The following is a 13953-nucleotide window of genomic DNA, read 5'->3' on the forward strand; positions in this document are numbered from 1 at the left end:
GACCGCTATCGTGGCCGCCTCACGTCAATCGTGAGCACCAGGGGCGTTGAGATCCTCCGTGCTTGACCCGTGGTCAGCCTCATTCCGGGCGGTTCGCCCGTACGATTCCATCAGGGGTGGGCGATGGCGACGCGTTCCAAGGGCACCACCACGTTACTCGCCGTCGCGGCGGCAGGGACGTGGCTGCTGATCGTCAACGTTCTCGGGACCGGTCAGGGCCCCATCTGGCGGCACGGCCCGATCTGTATGCTCGGCGCGTCGGTCGGCGTCTCCTTCCTCACGGCCGGGACCGTAGCCTGGCGGGAGCACCCGCGTAACCAGGTCGGCCCACTCATGGTGGCGCTCGGGGTCGCCTGGATTCCCACGCAGCTGTTGTTCCTCCCCGAAGAGCCGCTGTGGGCGCTGGCGTCGGGCGGCATGTGGGCCGGCGTCGCCTGCCACCTGTTCCTCGCCTTTCCCACCGGCAGACTGGGCTTCGTGTCCTACCGGGTGGTGACCGGCCTGGCGTACGTCGCAGCTCTTGTGCTTCCTACGGCCCAGGCCGTCACATACCTTCCCCTCCCCCCGCCGCTCCGGCATCTCATCGTCGTGCTCGACGCCTCCTCCTGGACGGTGACCGTCCTGATCTCCGGCGCGGTGATCGCTCTCACGGTCAAGCGCTGGCGTCAGGCGAGCGTGGCACAGCGCCGGGTGGTCACGCCGGTCGCCATCGCCTCAACGGTCGCCACGATCACCTTCGCCGGGGACCACATGGCCGACCTCTTCGGCCCGAACCCGCTGCAGGTCACCTTCACACTCGTCAGGCTGGCGGCATTCGTGGCGGTCCCGCTGGCGTACCTGGTCGGCCTCATGCGAAGCCGGATCGACCACGGCCGCGTGGCCGAGCTCGTAGTACGCCTGAGCAGGCGCGAACGGCCGGACACGCTGCGTGACGAGCTGGCCGCCACCCTACGAGACCCAGGGCTGACCGTGGGCTATTGGACGGCCGAGCAGGACCGCTATGTGGATACCGACGGCCGCCCAGTCGACCTGGACCCGGGGCCGGGCAGGGTCGTCACCCGCGTCGACCAGGCTGAGGCGCCGCTCGCCGTACTCGTGCACGACGCCGCCCTTCTCGAGCAGCCCTTGCTCGTCGAGGCCGCGTGCGCCGCCGCGGCGCTCGCCCTGGAGAACGAGCGGCTCACCGCGGACCTGCGGGCCCGGCTGTGGCAGCTCGCGGCCTCGCGGCGGCGGATGTTGCAGTGGGGCGAGGCCGAGCGCCGCAAGATCGAACGCGACCTGCACGACGGCGTGCAGCAGCGGCTCCTGTCGGTGGCGATGACGCTCGGGCTGGCCGAGGCCGGCACAGAGCCCGGGCGGGCCGTACACCTGATCGGCGAGGCCAAGACGGCGGTGCTGACGGCGCTGGACGACCTGCGTGCGGTCAGCCACGGCATCCACCCGCCGGTGCTGACCGAGCGCGGCCTGTCGGGCGCGGTCACGGAGCTTGCCGCGGTCGCCCCCTTCGCCGTCACCTGCGACCTCGTGCTGGACGAGCCGCTACCACAGTCCGTGGAGAGCGCGGCCTACTACATCGTCAACGAGGCCCTGGCCAACGTGACCAGGCACGCCGCCGCGTCGAAGGCGTGGGTACGGCTCGCCCACGACGGCGGCAGCCTCCTGGTCGATGTGGGCGACGACGGCGTGGGCGGTGCCGATCCCGCGCGCGGCTCAGGGCTCGCCGGGCTCGCCGACCGCGCTGAGGCCAACGGTGGCAAGCTCACGATCGACAGCCCACCGGGGCAGGGAACCGTGCTGAAGGTGATCCTGCCGTGCGCGTAGCAATCTGCGAGGACTCCACACTGTTCCGCGAGGGCCTGGCCCGGCTGCTGGCCGAGTCCGGGTTCGCGGTGGCGGCGTGCGTCGACCACGCCGAGGAGCTGCTCGCTCATGTGAGGACGGACCCGCCCGATGTGGCCGTGCTCGACATCCGGCTGCCGCCCACGCACACCGACGAGGGGTTGCGCGCCGCGGTCACGCTACGGGAGCGGCATCCGACGGTGGGGGTGCTGGTGCTGTCGCAGTACGTCCGGGTGAGCTACGCGGTCGAGCTGCTCGGCGGCCGCACGGAGGGCGTGGGCTACCTGCTGAAGGACCGGGTGTCGGACCTGGCCGAGTTCGCCGCGGCCATTCGCCGGGTGGGGTCGGGTGGGTCGGCGCTGGACCCGGTCGTCGTCGAGCAGCTCGTCGGTCGCCACCGGCAGCCCGGTGACCCGCTGGGCCGGCTCACCGAGCGCGAGCGCGCTGTGCTGCGGTTGATGGCCGAGGGGCGCACGAACATGGCAATCGCCGAGCGGCTGGCCATCGCCGAGCGCACTGTGGAGAAGCACTGCACGAGCATCTTCGCCAAGCTCGGCCTGGAGGCGAGCGCGCACGACCACCGGCGGGTGCTCGCAGTGCTGCGTTACCTGAACGCATGACGGGGTGCGGATAACCGTACCTCTGGGGCCGTGCCAGCCCGGTTCCCCTTCCGGCCGCCATCGCCAAGGATCAGATCGACGGAAAGGAGCATTCTGATGGCGGCGGTGGATGCTGGGGTGCGGGGGCTGCTCGCGGACTCCGGGGAGGCGCGCACGTGGGTGAGCCCTCGGACGGACCTGGTCACGGTGTTACTCGGCATCTGGTTCGGCGGCGGGCTGATGATCGACGCTTGGGCGCACAGTAACCTGGCCGAGCTGGAGACGTTCTTCACGCCCTGGCACGCGGTGTTCTACTCGGGGTTCGCGGCGGTGTCGGGGTGGATCATCTGGCAGGTCTACCGCAACATGCGCGCTGGTCGGAGCGGGCTGGCCGCGGTGCCGAACGGGTACCTCGCGGGGTTGCTCGCCATCCCGGGGTTCGGCGCGTTCGGGTTCGCCGACATGATGTGGCACACGTTCCTGGGCATCGAGAAGACTGTCGACATCTTGTTCAGCCCATCCCACCTGGGGCTGGTCGTGACGATGATGCTCATCATCACGACCCCGCTCCGCTCGGCATGGACCGCCCCGGGCATCGGGGACCGGCCCCGGCTGTCGCGGCTGCTGCCGGCGCTGGCCGGGCTTGGCCTCGGCGCCACGCTGGTGTCGCTGTTCGTGTCGTACGGCAACGCCATGAACTGGACCGCGAACAGCGTCGTCCAAGCCTTCTCCACCGTGGACGACATCCGCGGCGGCGCCAGCTACCTGGCCGCATCAATGATCATCACGAACGTGGTGCTGATCGCTCCGGTGCTGTTCCTCCAGCGGCGGTGGCAGCTGCCATTCGGGAGTGTGACCGTGCTGTCCGTGGTGGGCGTCCTGATGCCGGGCGCGCAGACGGCCTTCCGCAACCTGCCGATCCTGCTGACGTTCGTCGCCGCCGGGCTGGTGGGCGACCTGCTGAACCGGTGGCTGCGCCCCTCGCGGGAGCGCCGGGGCGCCTACTGGGCCTTCGCCGGTCTGTCGGCGTTCGCCACTTGGTCCCTGTACATCGCGGTCGCCTCCCTGGTCGCCGGGCGGCTGCCCGCCGTACCCGAACTGTGGGCCGGCGCCCCGGTCGTGGCCGGTCTTATCGGCCTCGTCCTTGGCGTCCTGTTCCTCCCGAACGCGATGCCCGCGGAGGCCGGCGAGTCCGGCACCCGGCGGGCATGATCCGGCTGCTCTTCCTGGTCGGCCTGCTGCTGGTGGTGCTGGCGTCGCCGGCGGCGGCGCACGACGTCAAGGCGGGGGCGGACCTGCGGCTCGCGCAGACGATCGCGGGCGCGGAACTGACCCTGGTGATCAAGGCCACGACCCGGGTGCCGGGGCCGCTGCGCGTCGAGGTGGTCGGGTTCCCGTCCGCCCCGGCGCTGGACCTGCGGCTCCGGTCGGTGGCAGACGGGCGGGTCGTCCAGGGCACGGTGGCGCCGGGTCGCCCCGCCGAGCTACGGGCCGAGGAGACCGGGTCGCACGAACTGACCGTCAGCGCCGGGGGCGAGACCGCGGTGATCCCGTTCCGGGTCCTGGTGGACCGCGGTTCGGGGTGGGAGTTCCTGATCTACGGCGGCCTGTTCGTGGCCGGTCTGCTCCTGGTGGGCGGCCTGCTCACCGGGGCGTTCAACCGGCGCGGCCGGTCGGCCTTCGTGGTGACCGCGGTCGCCGCGGCGGGCCTCACGGTGGCCGCGTTGATCGTGATCCTCGATCCCTGGCTGCCCGCCGGGTCGCCGGACGGCGCCGAGCCGCGCCCCACGGACTCGGTGCTCAGCCGCCCGTACGTCCAGCGAGTGGTGACCACGGTCCCCGCCCGCCCGGCCGTGGGCGAGGAGTTCGTGGCGCGCGTGGAACTGTTCGACGGGTCCACGGGGCGTCCCGTCGACGACCTCACCATCCACCACGAGGCCATGGCCCACCTGGTGGTCACCAGCGAGGACGGCCGCTACTTCCGCCACGTCCATCCGCTGCGCACCGCGCCCGGCCGCCTGGAGGTACGGCTGCGCGCCGACCGTCCCGGTCGCTATCTCACCTACGTCGAGCTCGAACGCACCGACTCCGGTGGCCAGCTCCTCACCGGCGCTTTCACGGTCACCGGGCCGGCAAAGTCCACGGGCTCGTCTGATCCGGCGATCAAGGACGCCACCGAAGGGGCTGCCACGGTGACGCCCGCCGTACCGCAGGCGAGGCGGGTGGTCACCGTCGAGGTGACCACAAGTGGCACGCCGCGGCCGTGGCTCGGGATGGCGGGTCACCTCATCGTGCGCGACGCGGACGGCGACTTCCTCGGCCACGTCCACGAGATGGGGGCACCCGGCAGCCGGTTGCGCTTCACGTTCAGCTTCCCCACGCCGGGCCGCTACTTCGCCTGGGCACAGTACGCCACAGACCGCGGCATCACCACCGTGCCCTTCACCGTGGAGGTTCCCCGATGATGCAGATCAAGGGCCTGAGGGTCCTGGTGTTCGCCGGGCTCGTGGCGGCCGTGGTGGTCGCGTTCGTCGTCGCCCGCACCTCGGGCGTGGACCCGGTGACCACGACGGGAACCCACTACGCCATCACCGTCACAGCCGACCGGAAGGCGATCGACGTACGGCTGGACAGGGGCGAGGCCGACACGGTCACCGTTGCCGCCGTGATGACCACCATGGGTCATGCGATGCCCGAGGTCACCGCCAGGAAGACCGCTCCCGGCCAATTCGTCGCCGAGGGTGACCTGTTCTTCATGACCGGCGTATGGGAACTGTCCGTCCGCCTCGCCGGCCGATCCGGCGAGGAAACCCTCACGCTCAACACCCTCATCACCGGCTAAGTGTCGTGAAGATCTTGGTGGGTGGATCGGCGTGCGTCGTCCCGTCCGACTGGCAGGTCTGTCCGGCCAACGATTCTGTCTTCCTAATCAGTTCTGGGACGCTGACGTCCTCCATCGAAGCCGGAGCGCTTCATGTCACTTAGTAGATTCGGCCATTTCGATAGCTGATGCTTCTTTTTTTCGGGCGGAGAAGTGGATCCGCTCGGCCTGCTCGCGGAGGTCGGCTGCTACCCGCCCGGCCTGCCGCTGGAGATCCTTGACCAGTGCAGCGGACAACCGACATCTGATCGCCCCTTCCCCGTCCCCAGCGCCCCGCGTACCGGCACGCACCGCGAAGCGCCATGATGCACCGTCGATCCGACAGGATGGGCACGCCAAGCCGCGCCAGCCTGATAACAACACGGGCGCGGCAGCGGCCAGCGTGACGGTCAGCCGGGATAGGTACAGGTCAGGCTGTCGCTTGTCCTCCGCAGGGATGGGGAACTCTCAACGTAGTAGTCGGGAGATCATGCCTGATCTCCGAACCAGCCCCGCTTGACACCGTCGAGGAAAATCCCCCATTCGGGGGGACTGACCGCGAGGATTGGACTGCTGGAGATCTTGGAGTCACGTACCATGACGAGGCGGCGAGCCTGCCGTGAGCGACCAAGATTCGCTTGCCCGTTGTCCACTCTGGCTACTTCCACGCAATTCGGCCCATCGCCGCTTCGACTGCTCTTACGCCACTCAATGCGCGTTACGTCCACTACGAGATCACTCCGCTCTCTCATTGACCGCAGCGTTCCGAAGACCGCTCAGCCATCTGACTGATCAGTGCTCGTGACCTATCAGGACTGAGCGCGACCGCCCGTAGGTGATCGAAGGCGAGCGTATACCGATACAACTCGACATCACCCTCTACGTACAAGATGCTTGTCATGCTCTCGACGTAGGCGACATTAGGGTCATGGGGCTCACGGAACTCCATGATGGCGAAGCTCCCCGCAGTCGCCGGGTGAGCACCCACGGCAGTCGGCAGTACCTGAATCGTGACGTTGTCCCACATCATGCACTCAAGCAGCTTGGCGTACTGTCCACGCATCACCGATTCCGAGCCGACACAGCGCCGAAGAGCCGCTTCGTCGATCACCGTCCAGAACCGGAGAGGGCTGTCCTCACTGAGCAGGAGTTTCTGGCGGGTCATACGGACCTCGACCCGGCGCTCCACCTCGGCCGGAGGGGACAGTGCCATCAAGGCGGAGCGAATGACCTCGCGGGCATAGTCCTCGGTCTGGAGGAGTCCGTGCACGAGCATCCCGTCGAAGCTCCGGACGAACGCCGCTTCCGCTTCGAGCTGGATGTAGGTCGCGTAGTCGCTCGGCAGGGAGTCCGAGTACGCGTCCCACCAGCCCCTGGTGCGGGCCGTTCTCGCCAAGGAGTGCAGCGTGGCCCTCTTCTGCGTGTCGAGTTCGTACAGGTCAAGGAGCCGGGTGAGGTCGGGTGACGTGACCCCGACCCGAGCGGTCTCGATCCGCGAGAGCTTCGCCGTGGACCAGCCGACCCGCTCGGCAGCCTCCTCGATCGTTACCGCTTGACGCTCGCGCAACCTGCGCAGCTCGCCGGCCAGTCGCCGGCGCCGCACCGTCGGGCCACGTCCCATCACATCAACCTCCCAGTTGGATACGTACAGTGTGCAGCCAACCACGCACCGGCACTGCGGAAATCCAAAAGCGAGAGCGATGGTAACTTTGCAGAATCGGTTGCTAACTGAGCGTACTCACTGGACCATCTGGTGGTGTTGCAAAGTCAGCAGCTGAGCAGCGTCATCGCCTGAGGACGCACCTGCTCAGCCTGAGCAGAAGGGACAGGCGAGGGCATGAACGCGGGCGAGTTCCCATCGTGGAAGGTCCGGCTCGTCGAGCTGGCCGCTGAGTTGGACGATCTCGGGTTCGATTCGGTCGTCCGGCTTCCGCCGGGGCGGCGGCCGAGCCTGGAGATCTTCGTGCCTCCGGACCGTCCAGGGGCCGGACGGCGAGGGCGGGACGGTGAGCGGGCGCGTACTCGGCGGGAGCTGAGCTGGGTGCGGGCGGTGTCCGGGCGGATCGTGAAGGGGGTCCGGTGAAGGCGCTGGGGCTGCTGGGGCAAGTGGACATCCCGGCACAGGTCGCGGCGGTGCCGAGGGCGCGGCGGTGCGTGCGCGGGCTGCTGGACGGCACCGATCACCCGCAGGCCGACGACGCGCTGTTGCTCGTCACCGAGCTGGTCGCCAACGCGGTCCGGTACTCCGACTCCGGGCGGTGCCCGGCCGGGCGGATCAGCATCGCGGTCGCCGTGCACGACGGGACGCTGCACGTCGACGTGATCGACGGGGGCTCCTGGAGCAACCGGCCCACAGTCTGCCTGGAGACCCGCCTCGACAGCGGCGGCGGGCGCGGTCTCTGGCTGCTCCAGGAGGTGGCGACGGCCTGGGGCTGGTACGAGACCGCAGCCGGGCGTGTGGTCTGGTTCCAGCTCGACGGCAAGTGACCGCTCGGAGCGGTTCCAGGCCATGACCGACGGCCTTCGCCTGGCGGCCAGGTCTCTGTCGATCATCGCCCGATCCAATCGGGCTCGCGCCGAGAAGGTGTTCTCCGAGGAGCTTCCGTGGTTGACGTGGCTACCCACGGAAGCGCGTCCTGAGTGCGTGACCGAACTGCTCGACCACCTCCTGGCCGGCGCCGCCACCGGCCTTCTCGTGCCGTTCGCCCGTGCGCTGCGTGAGTGGACGGCCACCGCTGAGATCTACTCCGACCCCGAACTCGCCCGGCGCCTTCGCGGTCCCTTCGACACCAGCACGGCCACCGACCTGCCTCGGCCGGAGGCGCCGGCCCGCTGGCAGGAAGGCCGGGACCCGGCCGCCCGCCGTGGATGAACGCGGCGGGCGCGGTCAGGAGATGGCTGCGCTGCGCCGTTCGATCAGCACGACGTCGCGCCAGATGCCGCGGTGGCGGCCGATCCGCTCCCGGGTGCCGACCATCCGGAATCCGGCCCGGGCGTGCAGGGCGAGGCTGGCGGTGTTCTCTGGGAAGATCCCGGACTGGATCGTCCAGATCCCGGCGGCTTCGGTGGAGGCGATCAGAGCGGCCAGAAGGGCGGCGCCGGCTCCCCGACGGCGGGCGGCGGGGTGGACGTAGACGGAGTGCTCGACCACTCCGGCGTACGCGCACCGGTCCGACACCGCCATCGCCGCGACCCAGCCCAGAACCCGCCCGGCCTCGTCCACGGCGACGTGCCGGTGCGCGGGGAGCTTGGCCGCGTCGAAGTGCTCCCACTCTGGGGCTTCGGTCTCGAAGGTGCGCGGGCCCTGAAGTGGCCGGCGTCCTGCTCGACCGCCACGCCGGCGTCGTCCGGAGCCCGCGGACCGCGAGCCCGGCGTGGGGCTGACGCCTCACCGCCCGCGGCCCGAACTCGGCGCCGGCGCGGGCCGCAATTCAAAACCGGATTAATCCCGTTGAGTAGGCGTTAATACCGTCGACTCCCAGATATCACCTTTGCCGCTCTACCGCCGGCCATCCCACCAGCCTCCCTTTCCGCGCACATCGGGTATTTCGCGCGGGGCGCCAAGAATGCGGGCACCGCCGTGAACCGGATCGGCGCGGCGGACCAATAAGAAGAGAGAGAACGACTGGACGACCGATCTGGTGAGGTATGACGACCGAGCTGACCGACGCGGCCCTGATCGAGAAATCGCTCTGGTCGCCGGAGGTGTTCACCGAGGTGTTCGCCCGCTACGCCGATCAGGTCCACCGCTACCTGGCACGCCGGGCGGGGCCGGACGTGGCCGATGACCTGATGTCCGACACCTTCCTGGTCGCCTTCGAGCAGCGGCACCGCTTCTCGGGCGAGCGCAGCCCCACGGGAGCGCTGCCGTGGCTGCTCGGCATCGCCACCACGCTGCTGCGCAGCCACGGCCGGGCCGAGGCGCGGCGCTGGAAGGCGCTGGCGCAGACCCGGTCCGATCTCGCCCTCGCCGAGCCCTCTCCGGCCGACCAGGTGGCCGAGCGGGTCGACGCCGGTGCGGTGGTCCGGTCGGTGGTCCACACCCTCGCCGCCATGACGGAGGGCGACCGCGACGCCCTCCTGCTCTACGCCTGGGCCGACCTGAAGTACGAAGAGATCGCCGCGACGCTGGAGATCCCGGTCGGCACGGTGCGGTCGCGGATCCACCGCGCCAGAGCCCAGCTCCGTTCCGCCATCACGTCCACGCCCTTGGAAGGCAGGCCCGCACGATGAACGAGATCGACCTGCTCACGACGATCGGCGCCGATGTGCCGCCGCTGTCGGATGCGGCCCGCGGCCGCGTGCACACGATGCTCCTGGCCCGGGCCCAGGCCACCGGCCCGATGACCGCGCCCGCGACGTACGCCCTGACGGCGCCGGCCGGGCCGCCGCAACCGGCCGGGCGACGGGCGGCCGCTCCCCGGCGAAGGCGCCTGGCGCTGCTGGCCCTGGCGGGGGCCGCCGCGGCCGCCGCGGCGGCGGCGCTGCCGCTGGCGCTGGGCACGCCGGCCTACGCGGTGGAGCGGCTCGCGGACGGGACGGTGACCGTGCAGATCCACCAGTTCCTGGAGCCGGAGAAGCTCCAGGCGAGCCTGCGCGAGGCCGGCGTCCGCGCCGTGGTCGACTACCTCCCGGCCGGCCGATCATGCCGGCAGCCGCGCGGCCGGCAGGCCGCCGTGCCAGCCCTCCTGCTGGAGCGGCCGGTGGACGGCTCCGGAGGCGTCATGTTCCAGGTGCCCCCGGGTCGCCTCAAGGCGGGGCAGACGCTGGTCGTCGAGGCCACCTTCGTCCGGGACGACCCGGCGCGGGCGGGCAGCATCGCCACGAGCGTCGTGGAGGGCCCGGTGGCCCCCTGCGCGGCCGTCTCCGGCCCGGCCGGCGACGACCCCGTCAAGGTGGTGCCGATCCGGCCCGGTGAGGCGCACCCGGGAACCCCGGCCGGCTCCTGAGCCGCAGTGGCCTGCCGGAGCGCCCCACGTACTCCGGCAGGCCACCGCGCCGGCGGTTGCGGCGTGTCCGAAACACGCGCCCGGACGGGCTCTCGCTCACTTGGCGTGAGTATGAGGGCCGTGGACGCACCGGCCGGGCGCCGGTTCTCCGCGGGGTGGGGCGGCCGGTAATCGCGGCGGTGCGCGCTTTCCCTGTCACGACCGGTCCCCGGACCGTAAGGGCCGATATATCCGGAAAACGACGTGCGAGTCACCACGGCCCCTGCCTTCGGTGCAGGGCGGCTTTGACGGCGAAAAGGGGCTCCCGGTTTCCCGGGAGCCCCTTGTTCCGCTGTCAAAGGCGCGCCGGTGGGGTCAGAGCCACCAGCCGCCCCAGACCGCGGCCGTGCCGGCCGGGCAGGTGAGGATGTGGTTCCACGAACCGATGTACAGGGTGCCGAAGTAGTAGCGGAGCCCGTTGCTGCAGTCGAGGAAGACGCGGTAGCCATTGGCGTCGCTGGTGCAGGTCATATAGAAACTGGCGCCGGAGACGAAGCCGTTGTAGCACGTGGCAGCTGCGGTGCCGGCCCCGGCGCGGGAGACGGCCGCGTTGCCCAGGGTCTTGGTCGTCGTCGTGCGGATGGCGACGTCGGTCTTGGTGCCCTGGGTGGCCGATGTGCTGGTGACCGTCGCACCGGGGGCGGTGGCCGTGCTCGTGGAGGCCGAGGCCGCGGCCATCGGCAGGAGGCCGAAGGCCATGATGAGCGCCGTCGCGACGACTCCGAGCATGGTCTTGATCTTCACGCGGATTCCTTTCCTATGCGGCGAAAAACTGGGCGAATCCCCCCAGCGCATCGTGTGACCTGGGGTTATCCGATCGAGCGTTATTCGGTCGAACACGCCCGAGTAGCTCCAGAACGAGAATGCGCCCGGCCGAGGCCGATATCAATTAGCCTTTTGGGTAAGCTTCCGCGGGCGCTCACACTTACCGCTAAAGGTCCCCGCGCGACGTATTCGGATGACCGGCTCCCCTTCTCGTCACGGACGTCGCGTACACGTATGCGACCAGCCCGGCCTGTAACCGGGATTCCAGGCCGAGAACGTGGAGAATTCTGGCCGTGTGCGCCTTGACCGTGTGCTCGGTAACGGTCAGCCGGATTGCTATCTGCTTGGTCGACAGGCCCTTCCCCAGAAGGAAGAACACATCAAGTTGCCGAGGTGTGAGGAGTTCCACGGACGAACTCCACCCTTCCAGCGAACCCTCTTCGAGAAGATTCTCCCGAGATGGCTCCATTGCACCCTCCTGTTCTCCGCGTTCACACGGAAAGACAACGAACATAAGAGGAATAACCCGGGCCGAAACCTGGCGGCCGCCACTCTAGGCGGCGGCGACCGGCAAGAGCGTGATCCATTTCTCGTGGTAACCACTGGATCTTACTAACCACTTGAGTCCGAACGTCACTCAAGGAATATTTCATGAACCAGTTGGCGTGCCAACAGCCCGGACCCCCTTATCACCCGCCATTGCCGGGCGCGTGACGACTCTCCGGGCGATTTATGGGTCGCCACTCCGGCCGAAACCAGTGCACATCAATGAAAGTTACTGATTTAGGTCCGCATTAATGGATTAGATGAGATACGCAACCCTGGTTCCATCCGCCACCAAAACCCGGCCGACCCTTCCGCGCCGCACCCCCTCGTCCCGCGACCGAGGCCGGAGGGAGGAGTCACCTGCCCGGCCTCGGACCCCGCTCCGGCCTCACGCACCGGCCGCACGGGGCTCGTCCTCGGAGGATGTCCGGCCACCCCTTGAAAAGTGATATCACTTTGCTATGGTTGTGCCATGGTCAAGCAATCCCCAAGGACGGTGGCGAAGGTGAACGAGATCGAGCACGTGGCCGTGGAGATGCCCGCGTCGCGGGTGAGCGAGCGCAGGCCGGTCGACCTCAACGGGTGGCCCATGCTGGGCCTCGGCCTGCTCATGCTGGTCGGCGCCGCGGTGCTGATCGTCCAGGGCGCGGAGAAGAACGGCCCGCTGGTCGCGCTGGGTGCGATCCTGCTGGTCCTGGTGGCCATCGTGCTCAGCGGCCTCATCGCGATCGCCCCCGGCGAGGCCCGGGTCGTGCAGTTGCTCGGCCGCTACCTCGGCACGGTCCGCACCGACGGCCTGCGGTGGGTGGTCCCCTTCACCCAGAAGCGCAAGGTCTCCACCCGTATCCGCAACCACGAGACCGACATCGCGAAGGTCAACGACCTCGACGGCAACCCCATCGAGATGGCCGCCGTCGTGGTCTGGCAGGTCGAGGACACCGCCAAGGCCGTGTTCGAGGTGGACGACTTCGTGGAGTTCGTCGCGATCCAGACCGAGACGGCCGTCCGGCACATCGCGGGCAACTATCCCTACGACTCGCACGACGACGGCCAGCTCTCGCTGCGCGACAACGCCGACGAGATCACCGGCAAGCTGTCGATCGAGATCGCCGCGCGCGTCTCCTCGGCGGGCGTCCGCGTCATCGAGTCGCGCATCACGCGCCTGTCGTACGCGCCGGAGATCGCCCAGGCCATGCTGCGGCGCCAGCAGGCGGGCGCGGTCGTGGCGGCCCGGCAGCGCATCGTGGAGGGCGCGGTCGGCATGGTCGAGGCGGCCCTGCACCGGCTCGACGCGGCCCAGGTCGTCGACCTCGACGACGAGCGCAAGGCGGCCATGGTGAGCAACCTGCTCGTCGTGCTCTGCGGCGACCGGGACGTGCAGCCGGTCGTCAACGCCGGCTCCCTGTACCAGTGAGCGAGCGCAGGAAGATCCTCCTGCGCCTGGACCCCGCCGTTCACGACGCGATCGCCAAGTGGGCGGGCGACGAGCTCCGCAGCACGAACGCGCAGATCGAGTTCCTGCTCCGCCGGGCGCTGTCCGCGGCGGGGCGGCTTCCCGGCGACGTCGGCGGCATGCCTCGGCGTGGCCGTCCCCCCAAGAGGCCGGACCCCGGCGGCGAGGCCGCGGGCACCGGGGATCAGACGGACACCGGCGACGGTGACGAGGAGGAATGATGGTGGACGTCCCGGACACGCTGCCCGAACGGCTCTACCTGCTCACCTACGATGTCGAGAAGAAGCGGATGACCTACTGCTCGGAGCGCGGGTATCTGATGCGCGCGGGCATCCTCGCCGAGCTGCTGCTCGCCGGCCACATCGCCGACGCGACCGGCGGCCCGGTCGCCCAGGCGAAGACGGTGGCCGATCCCCTGCTCGACGAGACGCTCCAGATGGTGGCGGTGTCGCGGCGGCGCACCTGGCAGCACTGGGTGAACAAGGGCTCGGGCACGGCGGCGCGGCAGGTGCGCGACCGCCTGGAGTCGGGCGGCTGGATCCGCGTGGAACGCGGCCGCGTGCTCGGCTTCATCCCGCGCACCAAGGTCACCGTCCGCGACACGCGGGTGCCGAAGAGGCTGGCGGGCACGGTGGCGTCGGCCCTGCGCGGCCCCCATCCCGCCTCACGCCTGGACCCCAGGGACGCGGCGCTGGCCGCCCTCGCGGCCACGTTGCGGCTCAAGACCGTGATGCCGAGGGCCGACTGGCGGGCCAGGCGCGTGCGCGGCGAGGAACTCGCCGAGGTGGTCGCCCCGGTGCCGTGGGCCCTGCGCAAGGCGATCCAGGCCGCCCAGGCCGCCGCGAGCGCGGGCTGAACGGCGACGGCGCCCCGTCCTCGCGGGCGGGGCGGTCGTGCGGAGGC

17 protein-coding genes and 1 pseudogene are annotated in these 13953 nt (G+C 69.8%); 13 read left to right on the forward strand and 5 right to left on the reverse strand.

The features are described from left to right. The first annotated feature begins 123 nt into the window (after nucleotides 1–123). From AB0H21_RS01615 to AB0H21_RS01635, 5 genes are all read left to right on the forward strand, one after another. Nucleotides 124–1821 (forward strand): histidine kinase, encoded by a 1698-nt coding sequence (locus AB0H21_RS01615; protein WP_358509953.1) that lies wholly within the window; start codon nucleotides 124–126, stop codon nucleotides 1819–1821. After that, nucleotides 1812–2459 carry a response regulator transcription factor gene (locus tag AB0H21_RS01620; protein WP_358509956.1) on the forward strand — a complete coding sequence of 216 codons (648 nt, stop codon included), beginning with the start codon at nucleotides 1812–1814 and terminating at the stop codon, nucleotides 2457–2459. The genes AB0H21_RS01615 and AB0H21_RS01620 overlap by 10 nt, the downstream gene beginning before the upstream one ends. A gap of 96 nt (nucleotides 2460–2555) precedes the next feature. Continuing rightward, nucleotides 2556–3650 (forward strand): hypothetical protein, encoded by a 1095-nt coding sequence (locus AB0H21_RS01625; RefSeq protein WP_358509959.1) that lies wholly within the window; start codon nucleotides 2556–2558, stop codon nucleotides 3648–3650. Next, entirely contained in the window at nucleotides 3647–4903 is a 1257-nt protein-coding gene (locus AB0H21_RS01630) for a hypothetical protein (protein WP_358509962.1), read from the forward strand. The genes AB0H21_RS01625 and AB0H21_RS01630 overlap by 4 nt, the downstream gene beginning before the upstream one ends. Then, on the forward strand, nucleotides 4900–5280 hold the full coding sequence (locus AB0H21_RS01635; protein WP_358509965.1) for a hypothetical protein: 381 nt from the start codon (nucleotides 4900–4902) through the stop codon (nucleotides 5278–5280). The genes AB0H21_RS01630 and AB0H21_RS01635 overlap by 4 nt, the downstream gene beginning before the upstream one ends. A gap of 506 nt (nucleotides 5281–5786) precedes the next feature. Here AB0H21_RS01635 and AB0H21_RS01640 read toward each other — a convergent pair. Both AB0H21_RS01640 and AB0H21_RS01645 read right to left on the reverse strand, forming a co-directional pair. Further along, the gene (locus AB0H21_RS01640; protein ID WP_358509968.1) at nucleotides 5787–6050 is read right to left on the reverse strand and encodes a DUF397 domain-containing protein; all 264 of its coding nucleotides are present in this window, start codon (nucleotides 6048–6050) and stop codon (nucleotides 5787–5789) included. Then, nucleotides 6047–6919: a helix-turn-helix transcriptional regulator gene (locus tag AB0H21_RS01645; RefSeq protein ID WP_358509971.1), complete on the reverse strand. Its 873-nt coding sequence runs from the start codon at nucleotides 6917–6919 to the stop codon at nucleotides 6047–6049. The genes AB0H21_RS01640 and AB0H21_RS01645 overlap by 4 nt, the downstream gene beginning before the upstream one ends. 216 nt (nucleotides 6920–7135) lie before the next feature. Between AB0H21_RS01645 and AB0H21_RS01650 the strand changes: the two genes are divergently transcribed. The 3 genes from AB0H21_RS01650 to AB0H21_RS01660 are packed head-to-tail and all read left to right on the forward strand — an operon-like array spanning nucleotide 7136 to nucleotide 8170. Beyond that, the gene (locus AB0H21_RS01650) at nucleotides 7136–7381 is read left to right on the forward strand and encodes a hypothetical protein (protein WP_358509974.1); all 246 of its coding nucleotides are present in this window, start codon (nucleotides 7136–7138) and stop codon (nucleotides 7379–7381) included. Next, nucleotides 7378–7785 carry an ATP-binding protein gene (locus tag AB0H21_RS01655; protein ID WP_358509976.1) on the forward strand — a complete coding sequence of 136 codons (408 nt, stop codon included), beginning with the start codon at nucleotides 7378–7380 and terminating at the stop codon, nucleotides 7783–7785. The genes AB0H21_RS01650 and AB0H21_RS01655 overlap by 4 nt, the downstream gene beginning before the upstream one ends. Before the next feature lie 22 nt (nucleotides 7786–7807). After that, a complete protein-coding gene (locus AB0H21_RS01660; protein ID WP_358509978.1) occupies nucleotides 7808–8170 on the forward strand; it encodes a hypothetical protein in 363 nt (120 codons plus the stop codon). A gap of 15 nt (nucleotides 8171–8185) precedes the next feature. On the opposite strand, the pseudogene AB0H21_RS01665 reads toward AB0H21_RS01660, so the two are convergent. Then, a pseudogene (locus AB0H21_RS01665) lies at nucleotides 8186–8575 on the reverse strand (N-acetyltransferase family protein); the annotation flags it as partial. A 371-nt stretch (nucleotides 8576–8946) separates the two neighbouring features. Between AB0H21_RS01665 and AB0H21_RS01670 the strand changes: the two are divergent. Together AB0H21_RS01670 and AB0H21_RS01675 are read left to right on the forward strand one after the other, a co-directional pair. After that, nucleotides 8947–9531: an RNA polymerase sigma factor gene (locus AB0H21_RS01670; protein ID WP_358509981.1), complete on the forward strand. Its 585-nt coding sequence runs from the start codon at nucleotides 8947–8949 to the stop codon at nucleotides 9529–9531. After that, entirely contained in the window at nucleotides 9528–10247 is a 720-nt protein-coding gene (locus tag AB0H21_RS01675; RefSeq protein ID WP_358509983.1) for a hypothetical protein, read from the forward strand. Before AB0H21_RS01670 ends, AB0H21_RS01675 begins: the two co-directional genes overlap by 4 nt. Nucleotides 10248–10601: 354 nt before the next feature. Here the strand turns inward: AB0H21_RS01675 and AB0H21_RS01680 are convergent, their stop codons facing one another. Together AB0H21_RS01680 and AB0H21_RS01685 are read right to left on the reverse strand one after the other, a co-directional pair. Further along, nucleotides 10602–11030 (reverse strand): hypothetical protein, encoded by a 429-nt coding sequence (locus tag AB0H21_RS01680; protein ID WP_358509986.1) that lies wholly within the window; start codon nucleotides 11028–11030, stop codon nucleotides 10602–10604. A 187-nt stretch (nucleotides 11031–11217) separates the two neighbouring features. Further along, entirely contained in the window at nucleotides 11218–11565 is a 348-nt protein-coding gene (locus tag AB0H21_RS01685) for a helix-turn-helix transcriptional regulator (RefSeq protein WP_358509989.1), read from the reverse strand. A gap of 504 nt (nucleotides 11566–12069) precedes the next feature. On the opposite strand from AB0H21_RS01685, the gene AB0H21_RS01690 reads away from it, so the two are divergent. The 3 genes from AB0H21_RS01690 to AB0H21_RS01700 are packed head-to-tail and all read left to right on the forward strand — an operon-like array spanning nucleotide 12070 to nucleotide 13906. Next, nucleotides 12070–13011: an SPFH domain-containing protein gene (locus AB0H21_RS01690; protein ID WP_358509992.1), complete on the forward strand. Its 942-nt coding sequence runs from the start codon at nucleotides 12070–12072 to the stop codon at nucleotides 13009–13011. Beyond that, nucleotides 13008–13271 carry a hypothetical protein gene (locus tag AB0H21_RS01695; RefSeq protein ID WP_358509995.1) on the forward strand — a complete coding sequence of 88 codons (264 nt, stop codon included), beginning with the start codon at nucleotides 13008–13010 and terminating at the stop codon, nucleotides 13269–13271. Before AB0H21_RS01690 ends, AB0H21_RS01695 begins: the two co-directional genes overlap by 4 nt. Beyond that, a complete protein-coding gene (locus AB0H21_RS01700) occupies nucleotides 13271–13906 on the forward strand; it encodes a GPP34 family phosphoprotein (RefSeq protein ID WP_358509998.1) in 636 nt (211 codons plus the stop codon). The genes AB0H21_RS01695 and AB0H21_RS01700 overlap by 1 nt, the downstream gene beginning before the upstream one ends. The last annotated feature ends 47 nt before the right edge of the window (nucleotides 13907–13953 follow it).

This window comes from Sphaerisporangium sp. NPDC051011, assembly GCF_040653595.1.
GTDB lineage: Bacteria > Actinomycetota > Actinomycetes > Streptosporangiales > Streptosporangiaceae > Sphaerisporangium.

Excerpts from the sequence above, each read along its gene's own strand:
- AB0H21_RS01660 (WP_358509978.1), top strand. The coding sequence starts at position 7,808 with ATGACCGACGGCCTTCGCCTGGCGGCCAGGTCTCTGTCGATCATCGCC.
- AB0H21_RS01685 (WP_358509989.1), bottom strand. The coding sequence starts at position 11,565 with ATGTTCGTTGTCTTTCCGTGTGAACGCGGAGAACAGGAGGGTGCAATG.
- AB0H21_RS01650 (WP_358509974.1), top strand. The coding sequence starts at position 7,136 with ATGAACGCGGGCGAGTTCCCATCGTGGAAGGTCCGGCTCGTCGAGCTG.
- AB0H21_RS01635 (WP_358509965.1), top strand. The coding sequence starts at position 4,900 with ATGATGCAGATCAAGGGCCTGAGGGTCCTGGTGTTCGCCGGGCTCGTG.
- AB0H21_RS01630 (WP_358509962.1), top strand. The coding sequence starts at position 3,647 with ATGATCCGGCTGCTCTTCCTGGTCGGCCTGCTGCTGGTGGTGCTGGCG.
- AB0H21_RS01700 (WP_358509998.1), top strand. The coding sequence starts at position 13,271 with ATGGTGGACGTCCCGGACACGCTGCCCGAACGGCTCTACCTGCTCACC.
- AB0H21_RS01640 (WP_358509968.1), bottom strand. The coding sequence starts at position 6,050 with ATGAGAGAGCGGAGTGATCTCGTAGTGGACGTAACGCGCATTGAGTGG.
- AB0H21_RS01675 (WP_358509983.1), top strand. The coding sequence starts at position 9,528 with ATGAACGAGATCGACCTGCTCACGACGATCGGCGCCGATGTGCCGCCG.
- AB0H21_RS01690 (WP_358509992.1), top strand. The coding sequence starts at position 12,070 with ATGGTCAAGCAATCCCCAAGGACGGTGGCGAAGGTGAACGAGATCGAG.
- AB0H21_RS01670 (WP_358509981.1), top strand. The coding sequence starts at position 8,947 with ATGACGACCGAGCTGACCGACGCGGCCCTGATCGAGAAATCGCTCTGG.
- AB0H21_RS01645 (WP_358509971.1), bottom strand. The coding sequence starts at position 6,919 with ATGGGACGTGGCCCGACGGTGCGGCGCCGGCGACTGGCCGGCGAGCTG.
- AB0H21_RS01615 (WP_358509953.1), top strand. The coding sequence starts at position 124 with ATGGCGACGCGTTCCAAGGGCACCACCACGTTACTCGCCGTCGCGGCG.
- AB0H21_RS01625 (WP_358509959.1), top strand. The coding sequence starts at position 2,556 with ATGGCGGCGGTGGATGCTGGGGTGCGGGGGCTGCTCGCGGACTCCGGG.